Genomic DNA, 15,611 nt, shown 5'->3' with positions numbered 1-15,611 from the left:
GCCGCCGAGGCGTCATTGTGTGCAAACCCGCGGGCCTTGGGCGCTCCGATCTTCACGCCAGGAGGCGAAACCGGCTGAAGCCAGGGCTTCGCGTGCGAAGGGCCTGTTTCTCCTCCCCTGCCGAAGACTCTCCAGCTCAGAGCGCGAGGCGGAAGACGAGCAGCCTGATGTCCGTGCCCGGCACCAGCCAGTCGCGTTCGGGCACGCGGTCAAAGCCCAGGGTTTCGTAGAGCCGGTGGGCCCGCACCATGTCCGTCCCGCTGGTGAGGGACACAGCGCAGATGCCTTCGGTGCTGCGGGCATGGTCGACGACGGCGTCCACCAGCGCCCGGCCGATCCCGCCGCGCTGCACGGCCGGGTCCACCGCGAGCATGCGGAATTCGACCTCGTCCCCGCGCGCAATGTCCGCGTACGGGTTTCCGGCCGTGACGACGGTGACCGATCCGGCGACGGCTCCGTCCGCCTCGGCCACCCAGACATCCGCCACCGCGGCCCGGCTGGCCACGTCCTGCAGGTGCTGCATGTAGGGGTGCTCGGCGCTCTCGAAGTACCCGGCCGCGAGGTAGGCGTCCCGGGTCAGGCGGGCGACGTCGTCGAAGTCGGCGGCGGAGGCAGGGCGGATCAGGACATGCGGGGAGGAGGTCATCGGGACAATTCGTTCGAGGTTGCGGCGGGGCGTCACTGCCAGCGGGCGTCGGCCGAGCCGGTGCCGCGTGCGGGCAAATGCCATTCAATCCTAGTGCCCGCGAAGTGCACCGGCGGTTCCAGCCTCAGGGCCGGCCCCCAGGCCGTCTCCTCCGGCGTCGAGCGGAAGCTGGCCGCCGGAGGCACCGAGGTGCCGTCGTCCAGGCCGGCGCCGTGAACGGCGAGCAGCTCCGTGGCGGTTCGCGCAAGGGACAGCCTGGCCTGGAACACACGGCCGCCGAGCCGGGCGCTCCACGCGTTCAGGGCCGCGGCGGCCAGCAGGTGCCCGGTCGCATGGTCCAGCGCCTGCACCGGCAGCGGCCGGGGCACAGCGGAGACGGTGGCGCGCATGCCGGCGTCAGCGATGCCGCTGCTCATCTGCACGAGCGAGTCGAATCCGCGGCGGTCCGCCCACGGCCCCGTCCACCCGTACGCGTTCAGCGACAGGTTCACCAGCCCGGGGTGCCGTTCGGCGAGCTCGTCGTCGCCGAAACCGAGGCGGTCCAACGCCGAGGGCCGGTAGCCGTGCACCAAGATGTCCGCCTCCGCGAGCAGCCCGGAGAAAATCTCCCTGTCCCCGGGAACGGTCAGGTCCAGCCTGGCGCAGCGCTTGCCGAGGGTGGTGTCCGGTTCGATCGAGGGCTCGGACCAGCCGGGCGGGTCGATGCGCAGCACGTCCGCCCCGAGACCGGCGAGGAACCTGGTCGCAACGGGCCCGGCCAGCACGCGCGTCAGGTCAAGCACCTTCACCCCCCTCAGCGGCCGCTCGGGAGTGCCGGTGGCGGCCCGGGGCTCCCGCGGCGCGCGTTCGCGCCAGTGGACCAGCGGCTCGGAGGCGACGGCGGAGCCCTGCGGGTGGGCCCTCCACTGGGCCTTCGTGAGCATTCGCGCGGCGCAGCCCCCCGCGGCCACGACGGCCTCCTCGAGATCCTTCGCCCGCCAACGCGCGACGACGTCGGCAACCTCCGTCCGCGACGCGGTGTCGGCCGGCAGGCCAAGCGCCGCCAGCGCGGCGCGGCGGTGGTGCGCGGCATTGGTGTGCAGCCGGATCCAGCCGCCCGACGTCGGGTAGTCCCCCGCCAGCGCATCCCATGCGGGCGGCACCTTCCAGCCCTGCGGGATCAGGCTCGTGCCGAACCAGTGCGCGGTCAGTCCGCGGTCGACCGTCACCGCTGCCGGCGCGGCTCCCAGCGCCCGGGCCAGCGCGGCCGCTGCGAGACCGGCCGTGCCGACGGATGCTGAGCAAAAGTCAGCCACTGGGAACACCGACGGCAGCACGGTCGTGCCTTCGATGAGCAAGTAGCCGGCGTCATTCGGGTGTCCGCCGGTCGCCTCGACCCAGCGTTCCACCCAGTCGCGGACGACGTCGTCTCTGCGCGGATTCATCGGCTTCCCTCCGGACTGCCGGTTCTCCGGCGTGGTGGTCAGGCGCTGCGCCAGTACTGGCTACCGTCAGGATCCCGCTGCAGGAAGCCGAAATCAACAAGTGCCCGCCGCAGGGTGGGCACGTCGGTGGTCACCGTGGCGAGCAGCCGGTTCACCCACGCCTCGTCCAGGACCTCCTCGGCGCCGAAGAGCCGCACGGCCAGATGCCCAAAGAGCTCGTCCCGGTCCTCCTGCTTGCGCGGAATGCCCAGGATGCGCCCGTCGTGGAAAAACCTGTCCACGCCGGCCGGCTTTGGCCGCGCGGAGGCCGCCAGGACCTCCTTGAACATGCCGGGTGCGACCCGGTACCCGTCCTCGGCGTGCTCCAGCAGGCCGACGGCAGCGAGCTTGCGCAGCTCAGTGTCCCCGGCACCGCCGTAAATGCCCAGCACCCATTCGGCGTACACCTGGCGGAGGCGGTCGTTGGCCAGGGCCGCGAAAACCTGCTGCCAGGCCACCGTCATCGAACGGCCTCCCGGAGGCGCGCCTCCAGATCCGGGGCGCAGGCCATCAGCCACGAGTTGAGCCGCTGCTCGTCGCGCTCCTCCTCGGGCAGGCTCGGGTCGAGCACCGGACGCCACACGGCGGCGCCGGCCTCCTCAGCGATCAGGGCCCCGGCGGCGAAGTCGTGTTCATTGAGGCCGCGTTCGATGTAGGCGTCATGCGTGCCGTCCGCCACCAGGCACAGGTCCAGGGCGGCTGAACCGAGGCGGCGCAGGTCCCCGAACCCTTCCATCAGCCGCGGCAGCTGACGGTACTGCCCCACCCGGGTGGCCGGATCGTAGGAGAGGCCGGTGGCCAGGATCTTGCCCCGGCGCCCCGGCTCCGGACCGGTCAGCCGGCGCACTCCGGACCTGGATTCGCACCAGGCCCCGCCGCCGCGCACCGCCCAGTAGCGCCTGCCGAGGACCGGCGCCTGGACCACCCCGGCCAGCCATTCGCCGTCCTCCGTGACCGCGGCGACCGACGTGCAGTAATACGCGATGTCGCGGATGAAGTTGGTGGTGCCGTCCAGCGGGTCCACCGACCAGCGGACCCCGGAGGATCCCTCCGCGACTGTGGTTCCCAGTTCCTCCCCGGTAACCGAGTCGTGCGGACGGCGCTCTGCCAGCACGGCCCGCACCGCTTTCTCGGCGGCGACATCGAATTCAGTGACCCAGTCGCTGTCCGAAGCCTTGTTGCTCGCCGCCAGGGCGCCTTCCGGCCTGCCCTGCAGGACCGCGGCTCCCGCGGCCGCCGCCTCCGTGGCCACCGCGAGCAGTTCCTGCAGGAGCCCGTTCCCGGCGCTCATTCCGCCTCCTCCGCCGGCACGGCATCCTCCGCCGGCACGGCGTCCTCCGCCGGCACGGCATCCTCCGCAGTCGGGGCTTCCCCGCCCGGCAGCTCTTCCTCCGCGGGCACCGCTTCCTCCGTCACCGGGCCCTCCGCGAGCAGGCGGGCGAAGCCGGCCTCGTCCAGGACCGGAATGCCCAGTTGTTCGGCCTTGTCCAGCTTGGTGCCGGCGTTCTCCCCTGCCACCACGTAATCCGTGTTCCTGGAGACGGATCCGGCCGCCTTGCCGCCGCGGGTGATGATCGCTTCCTTCGCCTCGTCCCGGCTGTAGTTCTCCAGGCTTCCGGTGACGACGACGGTCAGGCCCTCCAGGGTGCGCGGAGTGCTCTCGTCCACTTCGTCGCGCATCCGCACGCCGGCGGCGGCCCAGCGGTCCACGATCTCGCGGTGCCAGTCCTCGGCAAACCATTTGACCAGGGCGGCCGCGATGGTGGGTCCGACGCCGTCGACCTCGGCGAGCTGCTGCTCGCTGGCGGCCCGGATGGCGTCCATGGAGCCGAACGCCGTCGCCAGGGCGCGCGACGCCGTCGGGCCGACATGCCGGATGGACAACGCCACCAGCACGCGCCAGAGCGGCTGCGACTTGGCTTTTTCGAGCTCCTGGAACAGCTTGACCGTGGTGGCTGTCGGCTCGGAGGGCTTCTTGGCGGTGCCCTTGGTGTAGAAGTACGGCACCAGCTCGAACTGGCCCGTCGGGACACCCTTGGCCTTCTTCTCCCGCTCGATGCGCACCCCGGCGAGATCCTCCGGGGTGAGGTCGAACACCGCGGCTTCGGAAGTCAGCGGCGGGGTGGCGGGCTCGGCCGGCTGGGTCAGCGCGATGGCTGCCTCCCAGCCGAGCGCTTCGATGTCGAAGGCGCCGCGGGATGCCAGGTGGAACACGCGCTCGCGCAGCTGCGACGGGCAGGAACGGGAGTTGGGGCAGCGGATGTCCACGTCCCCTTCCTTGGCGGGTGCGAGCTTGGTGCCGCAGGCCGGGCAGTGCGTGGGCATCACGAAGTCCCGCACCGGCGGGTCCTGCTGGTCCCGCAGCGCGACGACGGGACCGACGATCTCGGGGATCACGTCGCCTGCCTTGCGCAGCACCACGATGTCGCCGATTTTCACACCCTTGGCCTTGACCACCTCCTGGTTGTGAAGGGTGGCCATCTCCACCGTCGAGCCGGCCACCTTCACCGGTTCCATCAGGCCGTACGGGGTGACCCTGCCGGTCCGGCCGACGTTGACCCGGATGTCCAGCAGCTTGGTGTTGACCTCTTCCGGCGGGTACTTGTAGGCAACCGCCCACCGCGGCACCCGGGACGTGTAGCCCAGGGCCCGCTGAGTGGCGAAACTGTCCACCTTCACCACGATCCCGTCGATCTCGTGGAGCAGGTCGTGCCGGTGCGTGCCGTAGTGCGCGATGAACTCGAGCACCTCGTCGAGGTCCGGCAGCACCTTGTAGTACGGGCTGGTGGGCAGGCCCCACTCCTTCAGGTACGCATAGGTCTGCGACTGGGTGGCCGGTTCCAGCCCGTCGCGCGCGCCGATGCCGTGCACGTACATGCTCAGCGGGCGCTGTGCCGTGACGGCCGGGTCCTTCTGCCGCAGCGACCCGGCGGCGGCGTTGCGGGGGTTGGCGAACGGCGCCTTGCCCGCCTCCACCATCGTCTCGTTCAGCTGCAGGAACGCCTTCGAGGGAATGAACACCTCTCCGCGGACTTCCACCTCCGCGGGCACGTTCCCGCCGGTGAGCTGCTGCGGGATGTCCTTGATGGTGAGCGCGTTGTGGGTGATGTCCTCACCTGTGGTCCCGTCGCCGCGGGTGGCCGCACGGACCAGCTTGCCCTCGCGGTAGAGCAGGTTCACCGCCAGGCCGTCGATCTTCAGCTCCGTCAGCCATCGCAGGCCGCCGTCGTCGCCCACCTTCGCCACGGATGCCTCGGCCTTGCGAACCCAGGCCTCGAGCTCCTCCAGCGAGAAAACGTCCTCAAGGCTGTACATGCGCTGCAGGTGCTGCACCGGTGCGAACGCCGCGGAGACCTCCCCGCCGACCTCCTGGGTGGGCGAGTCGTTGGCGACCAGCTCCGGGTGCAAACCTTCGATTTCCTCGAGCCGGCGGTAGAGGGCGTCGTATTCGGCATCGGAGATCAGCGGCTGGTCCTCGCCGTAATAGGCGAAACGGTGCTTGCGCACCTCTTCGACGAGGCCCTCGTATTCCTCCCGCAGAGCCTCGGGCGGCGGGGTGCCCTCCACCCGCTCGGACTTGCGGGCCGCCGCGATGCCGGCCTTCCTGGATTCGTTCGCCTCTTTGACTGTGCTCACAGTCCTATCTTGCCTCACACCCCCGACGGGGCGGGGGGCTCAGTAGGTGCGCGCGCCCCGCCGCCGCAGTCCCATGGCCAGGGTGATGGCGCCGGCCCCCAGGATGACGACGGCACCGAGGATGAGCGCGACGAGACCGACCGGTCCGGTCTGGAACGCCCCCATTCTGTTGTTCAGTGAGGCCTGCACGGCGGCATTCTGACTCGGATCTGCGCCCTGCGGGGTGGTCCAGCCGGAACCGGCCGTGAAGCTCGACGTCGGCAGGCCGTAGGTCGGGGCCATGACGGGAGCCACAGTGGGTGGGACATCAGTGGCCGGCGCCGTGGGAGCCGGCGCGGCGGTCGTCGCCTGCGGTTGTGCGGGTTGCGGCGCGGGGGCGGGTGCGACCGGCGCCTGGACCGGCGCCGGTGGCTGGGCCGGCGCGGCCGCGGTGGTTGAGGGCGCCGGAGCAGGTGCGCTCACCGGGGCCGGGGCCGGCGACGTCGGGGCGGGGCTGGCAGGAGCCACTGCCGGCGTCGGCGACTCCACAGCGTAGCCCGGGGCGGCGCCCAGCATCGCACAGGCGGCGAAGGCTGCGGTGCCTGCCGCGGCGGCGAAAGCGACGCGGGCGCGCGCAAATGCGGTCATCCGGACCTCCGGGACTTCTGTGGGTCGTAACATGTCAGACTTCTGGCGAAAGTTTGGTACACCCGCCTGCGGTTTGCAAAATCCGGATGTGCCTCCCGGGGCACAAAGCCTCTTCCCCGGCGACCCGGCGGACGGTTGGCTGGGGCCATGGCTGAGGAAGTTCCGGTCCGGCTGGAGGGCCTGACGAAGCGGTTCGGGGGCACCACCGCGCTCGACGGCGTGAGCCTGTCCATCGGGGCCGGTGAGGTGTTCGGCTATCTTGGCCCCAACGGCGCCGGCAAGACCACCACGATCCGTCTGCTGATGGGGATGCTGCGTCCGACGGCGGGCCGGGCGCAGGTGTTCGGGCTGGACGGCTGGGACCGCGCCGTGGAGGTCCACCGGCTGGTCGGCTATGTTCCGGGCGAACCCGTGCTGTACGACCGGCTGACCGGCCACCAGCACGTCCGGTATTTCTCCCGGCTCCGTGGCCGCGACGACGCCGCCCGAGCCGCGGCGCTGGCCGGCCGGCTGGAGCTGGACCTGGCCAGGCCGGCGAAAGCCCTCTCCCGAGGCAACCGGCAGAAGCTCGCAGTGGTCCTCGCCCTCATGTCCGAGCCCCGGCTCCTGATCCTGGACGAGCCCACCAGCGGCTTGGACCCGCTGGTGCAGCAGGTGTTCCAGACCCTCCTCCGCGAGCACACCGGCCGCGGCGGCACCGTGCTGTTCTCCTCCCATGTGCTCGGTGAAGTCCAGCGCGTGGCGGACCGGATCGGCGTCGTGCGCCGCGGAAGGCTGATTGCGGTGGAACGGTTGCAGGAGCTGAGCGCGAAGTCCCTGCACCGTGTGCGGGCTACCTTCACCGATGACGTTTCGGCGGCGGACTTCGGCGGTATCGCCGGGGTGCGGGACCTCGCCGTCAACGACCACACCCTCACCTGCAGCGCCCCGCAGACGTCCCTCGACGCCCTGCTCAAGCGCGTCAGCTCCCGTTCCGTGGATGACTTCGAATGCGCCGAGGCCGAGCTGGAGGAGACTTTCCTGACCTACTACGGGACCGGGGCGGACCATGCTGGCTAACGTGTTCCTGAAGACCCTCCACGACCAGCGCCGCAGCCTGCCCGCCTGGATCATCGCCGTCGCGCTCCTGGTGGCGACCTACGTGGCGCTCTGGCCCAGCATCAAGGGCCAGCCCTCCATGAACGAGTTCCTGGCGCAGATGCCCGAGGCATTCCGGTCCCTGTTCGCGACGTCCGGGGCGGACATGTCGACGCCGGTGGGCTACATCCAGATCGAACTGATGTCCTTCATGGCGCCGATCGTCGTGCTGATCTACACCATCGGAGCCGGGTCCGGCGCCGTGGCCGGCGAAGAGGACCGGCACACGATGGAGATGCTGTTGGCCAACCCCGTGGGCCGGACCGCCGTCGTGCTGGAGAAATTCGCCGCGATGGTGGTGGGATCCGCCCTGATCGCCGTTTTCACCGGGGCCTCGCTAGTGCTCGAAGGCGCCCTGGCGGACATGAGCCTGCCCGCAGGCAATGTCGCAGCGGCGATGGTCCACCTGTGCCTGCTCGGGCTGGTCTTCGGCTCGCTGGCCCTCGCACTCTCCGCCTGGACCGGGCGGACCGGCATCAGCAAGGGCGTCCCGGCGGCAGCTGCGATCGTGGGTTACATCGTCAACGGCCTGGCCCCGCTGGTTGACTGGCTGAAGCCGTCGCAGAAGATCTCGCCGTTCTATCAGTACATTGGCCACGATCCGCTGCGTGCAGGATTGTCCTGGGGCAGCATCGGGATCGCGGCGGCCACCGTGGCCGTGCTGGTGGGCGCGGCCGTCGTCGGCTTCCGGCGCCGTGACGTTGGCGCCTGAGCCCCGCCCCTAGCCCTGCGGCAGCAGGCCGCGGATTGTGTTCTGGACCAGCTCGACGTCGGTCGCTTCGGTCTCGGGCACGACGGTCCAGTACACGCCGGCGTCGGCCTTGTTCAGCCGCAGGCTCTCGGCTGTGTCGGCGTTGTGCCCGGCGTAGAACAACCGGAAGAGCCGCTGCCCGTCCCCGCTCTCACCGACTGCCGTGATCCGGAAGGGCTGGCCCTGCCAGCGGCAGGTGGCGTTGAGCTCGAACAGATCGTCCAGCTCTCCGACCGGAACTTCCCGCCGCCAGCAGCCGCGGCCGGTGCGGGTAAAGCCCGTCACCCCTGCGGGTGGTTCGCTGAGGGCGGCCAGGACGACGGCGGTGTTGTCCTTGACCGGGTCGGCGCTGAAGCGGTACCCGTCCCAGACCGCCACCCAGCCCATGATGATCTCCGGGATGTTCTCCCGCGGCGCGTCCAGCGGGGCGCCTTCGACGACGGCCCAGCCGGCTGCGACGTCCCGGTAGACGGCCAGCAGCTCCTCGGGGTGATCCGTCCTGATCCGCCACAGCTCGGCCCCGGCGGGAATGCGCGCCTCGTCAAGGAAGTACAGCGGGGCCACGCCGTCGCCGTTCCATGTAGTGAATCCGGTGCCCGTGAAGGGCGGACGGTCCACGAACTCCGGCGTGACCGGCGCGTGAAGGTAGATCGCCGGAGGCTCGCTGAAGCGCAGGACGTCCAGGTACTCGGGCTGCACGCCAGCCCACGGGGAACCGGGGAACCCAAGTCCATGAGCCTGGAAGAGCGCAGCCGGCGTCATGGCGCCGCGCACGTCCGAAGCGTTCAGGACGAATCCCGAGACCGTGTCCCGGTTGCCTTCGACCAGCATCGACACCTGCGCCGGGCTCAACGCCTTCTGGAAAATCATCAAGTTCCTCACCTAGTCCTGGACCTAGTCAACCATGCTCATCACCGATGGTGCGGGGCCCCCGGCAGCGCGAACGGAGCGATCTCGTCCCGGATCCCGGTCAGCCCGGCGAAGGCGATGCCGCCGTATAGGAAGCCTTGGATCGAGGAGCTACCACGGGAGGGGGAGTTCTTCCATTTCCTGTCGGACATCTGAAATCTCTGCCCATGGCAGGACGCCCACCACGGATCGGCCGCGGTCCCACGGGGGCATGGTCCTGGCGGCCTTGCACGACCCAAGTGCCCCGACAAATCACGGTAACCGGGGAATCAATCTCCGAGCGGGGAACTTTTCGCCAGTACACGTCCGGGATGGGAAATTCGCGGTGGCTGCTTACCTTTTCGAATCCCTCAGGGGCGTTCTCCCCATGGTGTTTGAGGACGACGGTTCCGTCCGCTTGGACCGGCCCCAATTCGTACTCTGCGCCCCGCCAACGGCCGTACGCTCCCTGCAGCCGGGTGCCGTCAGGAAGACGCATGTGCCTGCCCGGCCGGAGGATTCACCACGGCAGCGGCTCTTCCTTCATTTCCTGGCGGACGTCGGAGAGCTCAGCCCACGGCAGGAGGCCCGTTACGCTGCGCCCGCGGTCCGATGTCTCCAGGCGCGGAGCACCTCCGGCCTCAATCAGGTCCGCAAGTTCCTGGCCACCGCCCCAGGTCATGACCGTGCCGTCCTCGACATACTTGCCAAGAAGGAATTCAAACCCGTGCCACATCCCTTTGGTGGTGACTCGAACGTAGCGTTCAATCTCATCCCGCGCGATCTGCCGGCGGAAGGTGGACAACCCCGAACGGGGGTCGTACGAGCCGGGGCGGGTTTCCCAGCCCTGCGGCGCGTGACCGGCTTCGCGGTACTCAAGCCACACGTCGGTGCCGATCCTGTAATACTCGTACAAGGTCCCCCGCCACTGCAGGTAGCCGCCGGACGCCCAGGTATCGCCGGGGTGACGGATAAACTCCTCAAGCTCTTCCGGCTCCGACGATGCCGCCTGCTCCGGCGTCAACGGCGGTACGGCGCGCAGTCTAGTCAACTGAGCTCAACACCCTTCTCCACTCGCCGGCTTTACCGAAATTCCGGTCGAAAATCCCGACCAGGACTTCCCGTCCGGACTTGTTGATCTCCCACATTTCAGCGCCGTGCTGGAAGAAAGCGCCCCCATCCACCTTATATTCCGGGACCAGGGGCGCGTGGTCCACGGTGCTCCCGGTAAAGCCATGGCCCATGTTCGGGGTGTAGTCGAGGCCGGGGTGACCGGGCGCAAAGTCCGAGCCGCCAGGCGCTTTGACATCGACGCCGCGCCTGGCCAGTTCATCGAGGAGGCGCTGGTCCGCGACGCGGAAAGTGTTCACGTCGTCGGTCCGGAACCGAATGGCGTACACGGGATTCTCGTTGTCCGGCCGGAAGGAGCGCTGGTCAACGGGCACGTGGTTCTCGTAGTCGAGCCGCAGGCCGTCGTGGACCTCGGCCGGCGTCGTCAAAGCTGACGTGTGGTCCGCCTTGCTGACGTAGCCGCCAGCACTGCGCCGGTACTTGTTGTTGAGGTCGAACATCGACAAGGCGCCACGGTGATGGGTGATCTTCTGCATGATCGTCCCCGCGTCCGGGGCCGGGATGGAACGGCGCACTTCCAGCAGAGCCCGCAGGTCGGAAGTGGACAGGTTTTCCGCCTCGTGCCCGACGACGCCGCGCAGCCAGTTCTCGTCCTTGCCGACGGCGTGGAGGCCGCCGCGCAGGTCCTCCATGGCTGTGTGCCCGGGCAGCTTGTCCAGGGACGTAGTCACCTCGAAGGTGGTGCCGTCGCGGAACACAACCTGGCCGGGAGCCCCGGAAGCATCGCGGACGAGCCGTCCCGCGCGGTTGTCCACTGGATCCGCTCCGTGCGGTTCCGTGGACTTGGGGTCCTCACCATGCGGGTCCGCCGAATGCGAGGCCTCGTTGTGGTGCGCTGCGTCCGGGTGGTGCACGGGGGCGTTCTGCTCAGGGGCGTGCTGCTCAGGAGCGTGCTCGGCGGCGTGCCGGGGACGGGCGTCATCCGGTGCGTGGTGCGCGGCAGCTGCCGGGCGCCCGGGTGCGTGTTCCGGCGCATCGTGGATCGGCCCGTGCGCCGGGACGGAGCCGGCGGGCTTGGGTGCCTCGGCGTCGAACCGTGACACATGGGGACGGGAAGCGAAGTGTTCCGCGGTGGAGACCGGACTCATCCGCGGGGCGCCGGCGAAAGCGGGCTCCCGGATGAGGCCGGTTTCGCCCAGGTAGTGCTCGACCTTCGCCGGCAGCGCGCCGACCTTCCCGATGACGGTCCTGCCGGCGTCGGTCACGATGGTGATGGACTTGATCTTCAGCGACTGGCCGATGTCGATCGCCTTGACAGTGAGACCGGCCGCCTTGGTGATCTTCGCAGCGTTGAGCACCTCGGCGACCTTGCCCGAAGCGTTGCCGATCTCCGCAACCTTGCCCGCGATCGAGCCGGTCTTGGCGACGGCACCGCCGCCGGCGGTGAGCAGGATGGTGGCCAGGTCGAAGCTGGTGGCTCCGGCGGCGTACGCCGGATCCCGCTTCCAGTCATCCCAGTGGATCGCGGCCTTGCCGACGGCGAGCAGCTCGGTGCCGGCCTTGTCCACGATGTCTGAGTGGCCGGTCGCCCGCAGGGCAATCTGCGCCACCGGGGAGCTGACGATCGCCACGTTGAAGGCCAGCTTTCCCAACCCCGTCCACGTCGCCTTGAAGGTGTCCATGTCGGTGACGTTCACCATGTTCCAAAGACCCGACACGGTGCCCGTGATGCCGCTCCAGACGCCCTTGCCGAAGGAGGAGATGCCGTCCCACGCGTCGCGGTACCAGGGTTTATCCCACTCGGTGGGCTTGCCCCACGGAATGTTCCCCTCGGCGGCAGCGGAGTTCAACTGCTCTTTCGTGTAGCCGTAGGCGATCTGCCCGGCCTTGGGCCCTTCCTGCGTGGTGAGCACGTAGGTGGGGCCGCCGTAAACGCCGTTGATCGCGTTCGCGCAGTCGCGCTGGGCTGCCGTCAGGTCCGCGTACAGCCCGTCGAGGCCGTCGATGATCCCCTGTTCCTCGGCCACCAGGTCCTGGTCGTCGTCCCAGTCGTCGCGGGAGCGGCCGGCGATCTTCGACTCAAAGGACGCGGCGCTGGCTTTGATGTCGTTGAGCCGGATCTTGAGCGTGTCGACCACGTGGGCGTAGGCGTCGGTCGCCGTCTTGACGGCGGCGACGTCGTCCTGGAGGTCCTGGGCCGCGGAGGTGACCGGGACGAACGCGCTGAAGACGATCTCGTCCCCCGGCGCCGAGTACACGCCTGCACTTTTGAGCTTGTTCCAGCTCGCGGAGGAGGCGTGCGCGGCGGTGTGGATCTTGCCGGCGGTTGCCTTCAGGGCCGTGCCGGCGCTGCGGACGGTTTCGGGGTCCGGCAGGTTCTCTTCGAATTTCGCGATGTCGTAGGTCATCGGACCCGGCTGCTTCCCGGACCGGAGGCCACGGGCTCGGGCGCGTCGTCCGCCTTGGCCTGCGCGGCTTTGGCCGCCGACTGCCGTGCCGTCGCCGACATGTGCTGGTCTGCCGAGGTGAGGATGCGCAGCACCTCGTTGACGGCGTTCACCGCGTTTCCGGTGCGCCCGGCGACGTTGCTCATGGCGGGCTGGAAGGCCTTGCCGGAGACACCCTGCAGCGCGGTGCCGACGGGTTCGGCTTTGGTCGCTTCAGCCAGCGCCTGGATGTTCTCGCCGAAAGTCTGGAACAGTTCCTGGTAGGACTGCAGCTTCGGGTTCACTTCGTTGAGCACGCCGACGACGGCGCTGGTGGACACGTCAAACGACACGGTCTTCCTTCCTCGGGCCGGCCGGAGGGGCCGGGGGGCTGCTAGCCGATGTTCTGGACCGCGGTGCGGGCCTTCTGGCCGGCGCTGGCGGCGGTCTGGTCATTCAGGTCCAGCGTCTGCCGGATCAGGGCGATGATGTTCTTCACTTCGCCGGCGGCGCTCTTCCAGCGGTTCTCCACCACCTGGTACTCGTCCGAGACGCCGTCGGCCTGGTAGTCGGCCATCGCGGCTGCGACGGCCTTCTCGCGCTCGGCGATCAGCGCCTCAAGCTGGCCGATGGTGGACTGGATGTCCGACTGGACGGAACTGGAAACGGACGTGTCATACGAAATGCGGTCCACGGTAGGTCCTCTCAACGTTCGCGGCCGGCGCGGCCGCAGCTAACGGAATGCGGGAAAGTGTGTTGCTCTAGCGACGGGACTTGAAGTCCGCGGCGCTGAAGTCCGCCTGGCCCTGGGTCTGCGAGGCGTTGTCCGCGGACTCCTGGTCACCGGTCTGGAAGGCGGTGTTCATGTCACCCTGGCCCTGGAGGATGGCGGCGAGCGCGCTGTTGAGCTCGTTGGCCACCTCGTCCGCACGGTGCTTGAACTCGTCGAACTTGGCGCGGCCTTGGCCGTTGAACTTGCCTTCCAGCGGCGCGACGTCGTTGACCAGCTTGCGGACAAGCTGCCCGAGGTCCTGGTTGGACGTGCCGGTCTGCTGGGTCAGTGTGGACAGGGTCTGTGCGCCCATGTCGAATTTCATCGGTGCCACCTTCATAATCGCTGCGGGTCGGGCCGGCGGCATGAAGGAGAAGCAGGGTCCAGGCGTTCCCCCAACTGCCGGTATATCCATCGAACAGCACGCGGCCAAGCAGGGCAACCGCCTCTGATGGGGAGTTCTACCCATCAGAGGCGGCCCCGGAGGCGGCGGAGGAAGCGCAATTGATGTAAGGATATGGAGCGGAACATGTTCAGGAAGGGGGCCTGCGTGCCGAACGACTACGACAATCAGCTGATCGAATCCGTGGCTGTGCGCCGCGGCAGGCTAACCACCGCGCTGCTCTACGGCAGCAACCCCTTGCAGCGCCGCTGGCAGGACAGCGTACGGCTGTTCCTTTTCAGCGTCGCCGTCGCGGCCCTGATTGCCGCAGTGTGCGTGGGCTATTCCTTCATCAGCAACCTGTTGGCACAGCAGCACCAGCAGCAACAAAGGAGCCCGTCGTCCTTGGAACAGACACACCGTCCCGGCGAGGATCCGCTGAGCGCGGCCCGGACAGGGGCTTGAGCCTGATGGCCTTCGCTTTCACCAGGGTGACCCTGCTCGGATCGAGCCGGCATCTGGACCTGCTGCTGCCCTCGGAACAGCCGGTGGGCCTGCTCGTGCCCCAGATCCTCAACCTGCTGCAGGACAGCCCGCGCCAGGAGGTGGCGGAAAAGGTCCTCGTCACCTCGGCCGGCGACCCGCTCGATGCCGGCGCCACGCTGCAGGAGGCCGGCGTCCTCGACGGCGCGGTGCTGACCCTGTTCAACGCCGCCGATGCTCCCCCGCCGCCGGTGATCTACGACGTCACGGACGCCGTCGTCGAGGAAGCCGACGCGGTCGCCGGCCGCTGGGCCGACCGTTACCGCCGGGCAACCGCCGCAACCGTCGCCGCCGCCTCGCTCGCGGGCGCCTCCTGCATCCTGCTCGGTCTTGCCGGGGCGCAGGCCTGGTGGCTGCTGCTCGCGCTCGGGGTGCTGTTCCTGGCGGCCGGCGCCGCAAGCGGACGCAGCTTCCCGGCGCTGGGCCGCTCCCTGATCGGCGCCGGCTGGCTCACCAGTCTCGGCGGCACCCTCCAGCTGGCCGCGCCGGGACCGGAAAAGGCGATCCTCATTGCGGCATTGAGCACCGTTGCCCTGGCGGCGCTGGGCCTCGCCGCGCGCCGGCCGCGGCCGCTCTTCAGCGCCGCGTCCATCCTCGCTCTGCTCACCGCCCTCTGGGCAGTGACCGCGCTGCTGGCCGGCGACGGTCCGAGGTCAGGCGGGGTGGCCGCACTGCTCAGCATCCTGGTCCTGGGCCTGCTGCCGCGCATGGCGCTCTCCAGCTCCGGCTTGGCGGCACTGGACGACCGCCGCGCGAACGGGGGCCTGCCCGGCCGTGTTGACGCGCTCACCGCCATCCAGTCCGCACACCGCAGCCTCACCTTGGGCACCGTGCTGTGCGCCGCATCGATTGCCATCGGCCTGCTGCTGCTCTCCGGCGGCGCCGGGGCGCGCGCCTGGAGCCTGCCGCTCCTGCTGGCCCTCACCCTGGCGACGGCGCTGCGGGCCCGTGCGTTCCCGCTGGCCGCCGAGCGGCTGAGCCTCTACGCCGCCGCCGGCGCCGGGACGGTCGGGCTCGCCCTGGCGCTGCCAGCGTTCCTTCCGGCGCTGCCCTGGCTGCCCGCTGTCCTGCTGGTCCTGCTCGCGGCCGGCATGATGACGGCGATGCAGCTGGATCTGCCGGACCATGTCAGCGCCAGGTTCCGGCTGCTGGCCAACCGGCTGGAGAGCGTGGCCGTCCTGGCGTCGGTTCCGCTGCTGATCGGCATGTTCGGTGTCTTCGCCCAGCTGGTTCGAAGCTTCGGGTGAGGCCCGAAAGACAGGAAAAGGA

At 69.4% G+C, this 15,611-nt stretch carries 17 protein-coding genes; 4 read left to right on the top strand and 13 right to left on the bottom strand.

The features are described 5' to 3' along the window. Positions 1-136: 136 nt before the first annotated feature. From KIH31_RS08115 to KIH31_RS08090, 6 genes are all read right to left on the bottom strand, one after another. On the bottom strand, positions 137-646 hold the full coding sequence (locus tag KIH31_RS08115) for a GNAT family N-acetyltransferase (RefSeq protein ID WP_214426811.1): 510 nt from the start codon (positions 644-646) through the stop codon (positions 137-139). Positions 647-678: 32 nt separating this feature from the next. After that, entirely contained in the window at positions 679-2,070 is a 1,392-nt protein-coding gene (locus tag KIH31_RS08110) for a CoA transferase (RefSeq protein ID WP_214426581.1), read from the bottom strand. 38 nt (positions 2,071-2,108) lie between these two features. Beyond that, positions 2,109-2,573, bottom strand: coding sequence for a DUF2087 domain-containing protein (locus KIH31_RS08105; RefSeq protein WP_214426580.1), 465 nt, complete (start codon positions 2,571-2,573; stop codon positions 2,109-2,111). Next, positions 2,570-3,400 (bottom strand): inositol monophosphatase family protein, encoded by an 831-nt coding sequence (locus KIH31_RS08100; protein ID WP_214426579.1) that lies wholly within the window; start codon positions 3,398-3,400, stop codon positions 2,570-2,572. Before KIH31_RS08100 ends, KIH31_RS08105 begins: the two co-directional genes overlap by 4 nt. Then, positions 3,397-5,703 carry an NAD-dependent DNA ligase LigA gene (gene ligA, locus KIH31_RS08095; RefSeq protein ID WP_307857597.1) on the bottom strand — a complete coding sequence of 769 codons (2,307 nt, stop codon included), beginning with the start codon at positions 5,701-5,703 and terminating at the stop codon, positions 3,397-3,399. The genes KIH31_RS08100 and ligA overlap by 4 nt, the downstream gene beginning before the upstream one ends. 81 nt (positions 5,704-5,784) lie before the next feature. Further along, a complete protein-coding gene (locus tag KIH31_RS08090) occupies positions 5,785-6,372 on the bottom strand; it encodes a hypothetical protein (protein WP_214426577.1) in 588 nt (195 codons plus the stop codon). Positions 6,373-6,519: 147 nt separating this feature from the next. On the opposite strand from KIH31_RS08090, the gene KIH31_RS08085 reads away from it, so the two are divergent. Continuing rightward, positions 6,520-7,431, top strand: a complete 912-nt coding sequence (locus KIH31_RS08085; protein ID WP_214426576.1) for an ABC transporter ATP-binding protein — start codon at positions 6,520-6,522, stop codon at positions 7,429-7,431. Beyond that, positions 7,421-8,221, top strand: coding sequence for an ABC transporter permease subunit (locus KIH31_RS08080; RefSeq protein WP_214426575.1), 801 nt, complete (start codon positions 7,421-7,423; stop codon positions 8,219-8,221). Before KIH31_RS08085 ends, KIH31_RS08080 begins: the two co-directional genes overlap by 11 nt. A 9-nt stretch (positions 8,222-8,230) precedes the next feature. Here KIH31_RS08080 and KIH31_RS08075 read toward each other — a convergent pair whose 3' ends face one another. The 7 genes from KIH31_RS08075 to KIH31_RS08045 all read right to left on the bottom strand — a co-directional run bounded on the left by KIH31_RS08075 (position 8,231) and on the right by KIH31_RS08045 (position 13,742). Continuing rightward, entirely contained in the window at positions 8,231-9,130 is a 900-nt protein-coding gene (locus KIH31_RS08075; protein ID WP_214426574.1) for a hypothetical protein, read from the bottom strand. 41 nt (positions 9,131-9,171) lie between these two features. After that, entirely contained in the window at positions 9,172-9,321 is a 150-nt protein-coding gene (locus KIH31_RS08070) for a hypothetical protein (protein ID WP_214426573.1), read from the bottom strand. Positions 9,322-9,668: 347 nt separating this feature from the next. Then, the gene (locus KIH31_RS08065) at positions 9,669-10,199 is read right to left on the bottom strand and encodes a hypothetical protein (protein ID WP_214426572.1); all 531 of its coding nucleotides are present in this window, start codon (positions 10,197-10,199) and stop codon (positions 9,669-9,671) included. Continuing rightward, the gene (locus KIH31_RS08060) at positions 10,192-12,627 is read right to left on the bottom strand and encodes a hypothetical protein (protein ID WP_214426571.1); all 2,436 of its coding nucleotides are present in this window, start codon (positions 12,625-12,627) and stop codon (positions 10,192-10,194) included. The genes KIH31_RS08065 and KIH31_RS08060 overlap by 8 nt, the downstream gene beginning before the upstream one ends. After that, on the bottom strand, positions 12,624-12,998 hold the full coding sequence (locus KIH31_RS08055) for a DUF6507 family protein (protein ID WP_214426570.1): 375 nt from the start codon (positions 12,996-12,998) through the stop codon (positions 12,624-12,626). The genes KIH31_RS08060 and KIH31_RS08055 overlap by 4 nt, the downstream gene beginning before the upstream one ends. Positions 12,999-13,039: 41 nt before the next feature. Then, the gene (locus KIH31_RS08050; RefSeq protein WP_214426569.1) at positions 13,040-13,339 is read right to left on the bottom strand and encodes a pore-forming ESAT-6 family protein; all 300 of its coding nucleotides are present in this window, start codon (positions 13,337-13,339) and stop codon (positions 13,040-13,042) included. Positions 13,340-13,406: 67 nt separating this feature from the next. After that, positions 13,407-13,742: a WXG100 family type VII secretion target gene (locus KIH31_RS08045; RefSeq protein WP_214426568.1), complete on the bottom strand. Its 336-nt coding sequence runs from the start codon at positions 13,740-13,742 to the stop codon at positions 13,407-13,409. A 204-nt stretch (positions 13,743-13,946) separates the two neighbouring features. Between KIH31_RS08045 and KIH31_RS08040 the strand changes: the two genes are divergently transcribed. Both KIH31_RS08040 and eccD read left to right on the top strand, forming a co-directional pair. After that, complete coding sequence (locus KIH31_RS08040) at positions 13,947-14,264, top strand: hypothetical protein (RefSeq protein ID WP_214426567.1); 318 nt, start codon at positions 13,947-13,949, stop codon at positions 14,262-14,264. 5 nt (positions 14,265-14,269) lie between these two features. Further along, positions 14,270-15,589 carry a type VII secretion integral membrane protein EccD gene (gene eccD / locus KIH31_RS08035; protein WP_214426566.1) on the top strand — a complete coding sequence of 440 codons (1,320 nt, stop codon included), beginning with the start codon at positions 14,270-14,272 and terminating at the stop codon, positions 15,587-15,589. The last annotated feature ends 22 nt before the right edge of the window (positions 15,590-15,611 follow it).

It is taken from the genome of Paenarthrobacter sp. DKR-5 (assembly GCF_018531425.1).
In the GTDB taxonomy this organism is placed as follows: domain Bacteria; phylum Actinomycetota; class Actinomycetes; order Actinomycetales; family Micrococcaceae; genus DKR-5.
The sequence above is the reverse complement of the archived record's forward strand: the minus strand, read 5'-3'. Positions and strand labels throughout refer to the sequence as shown.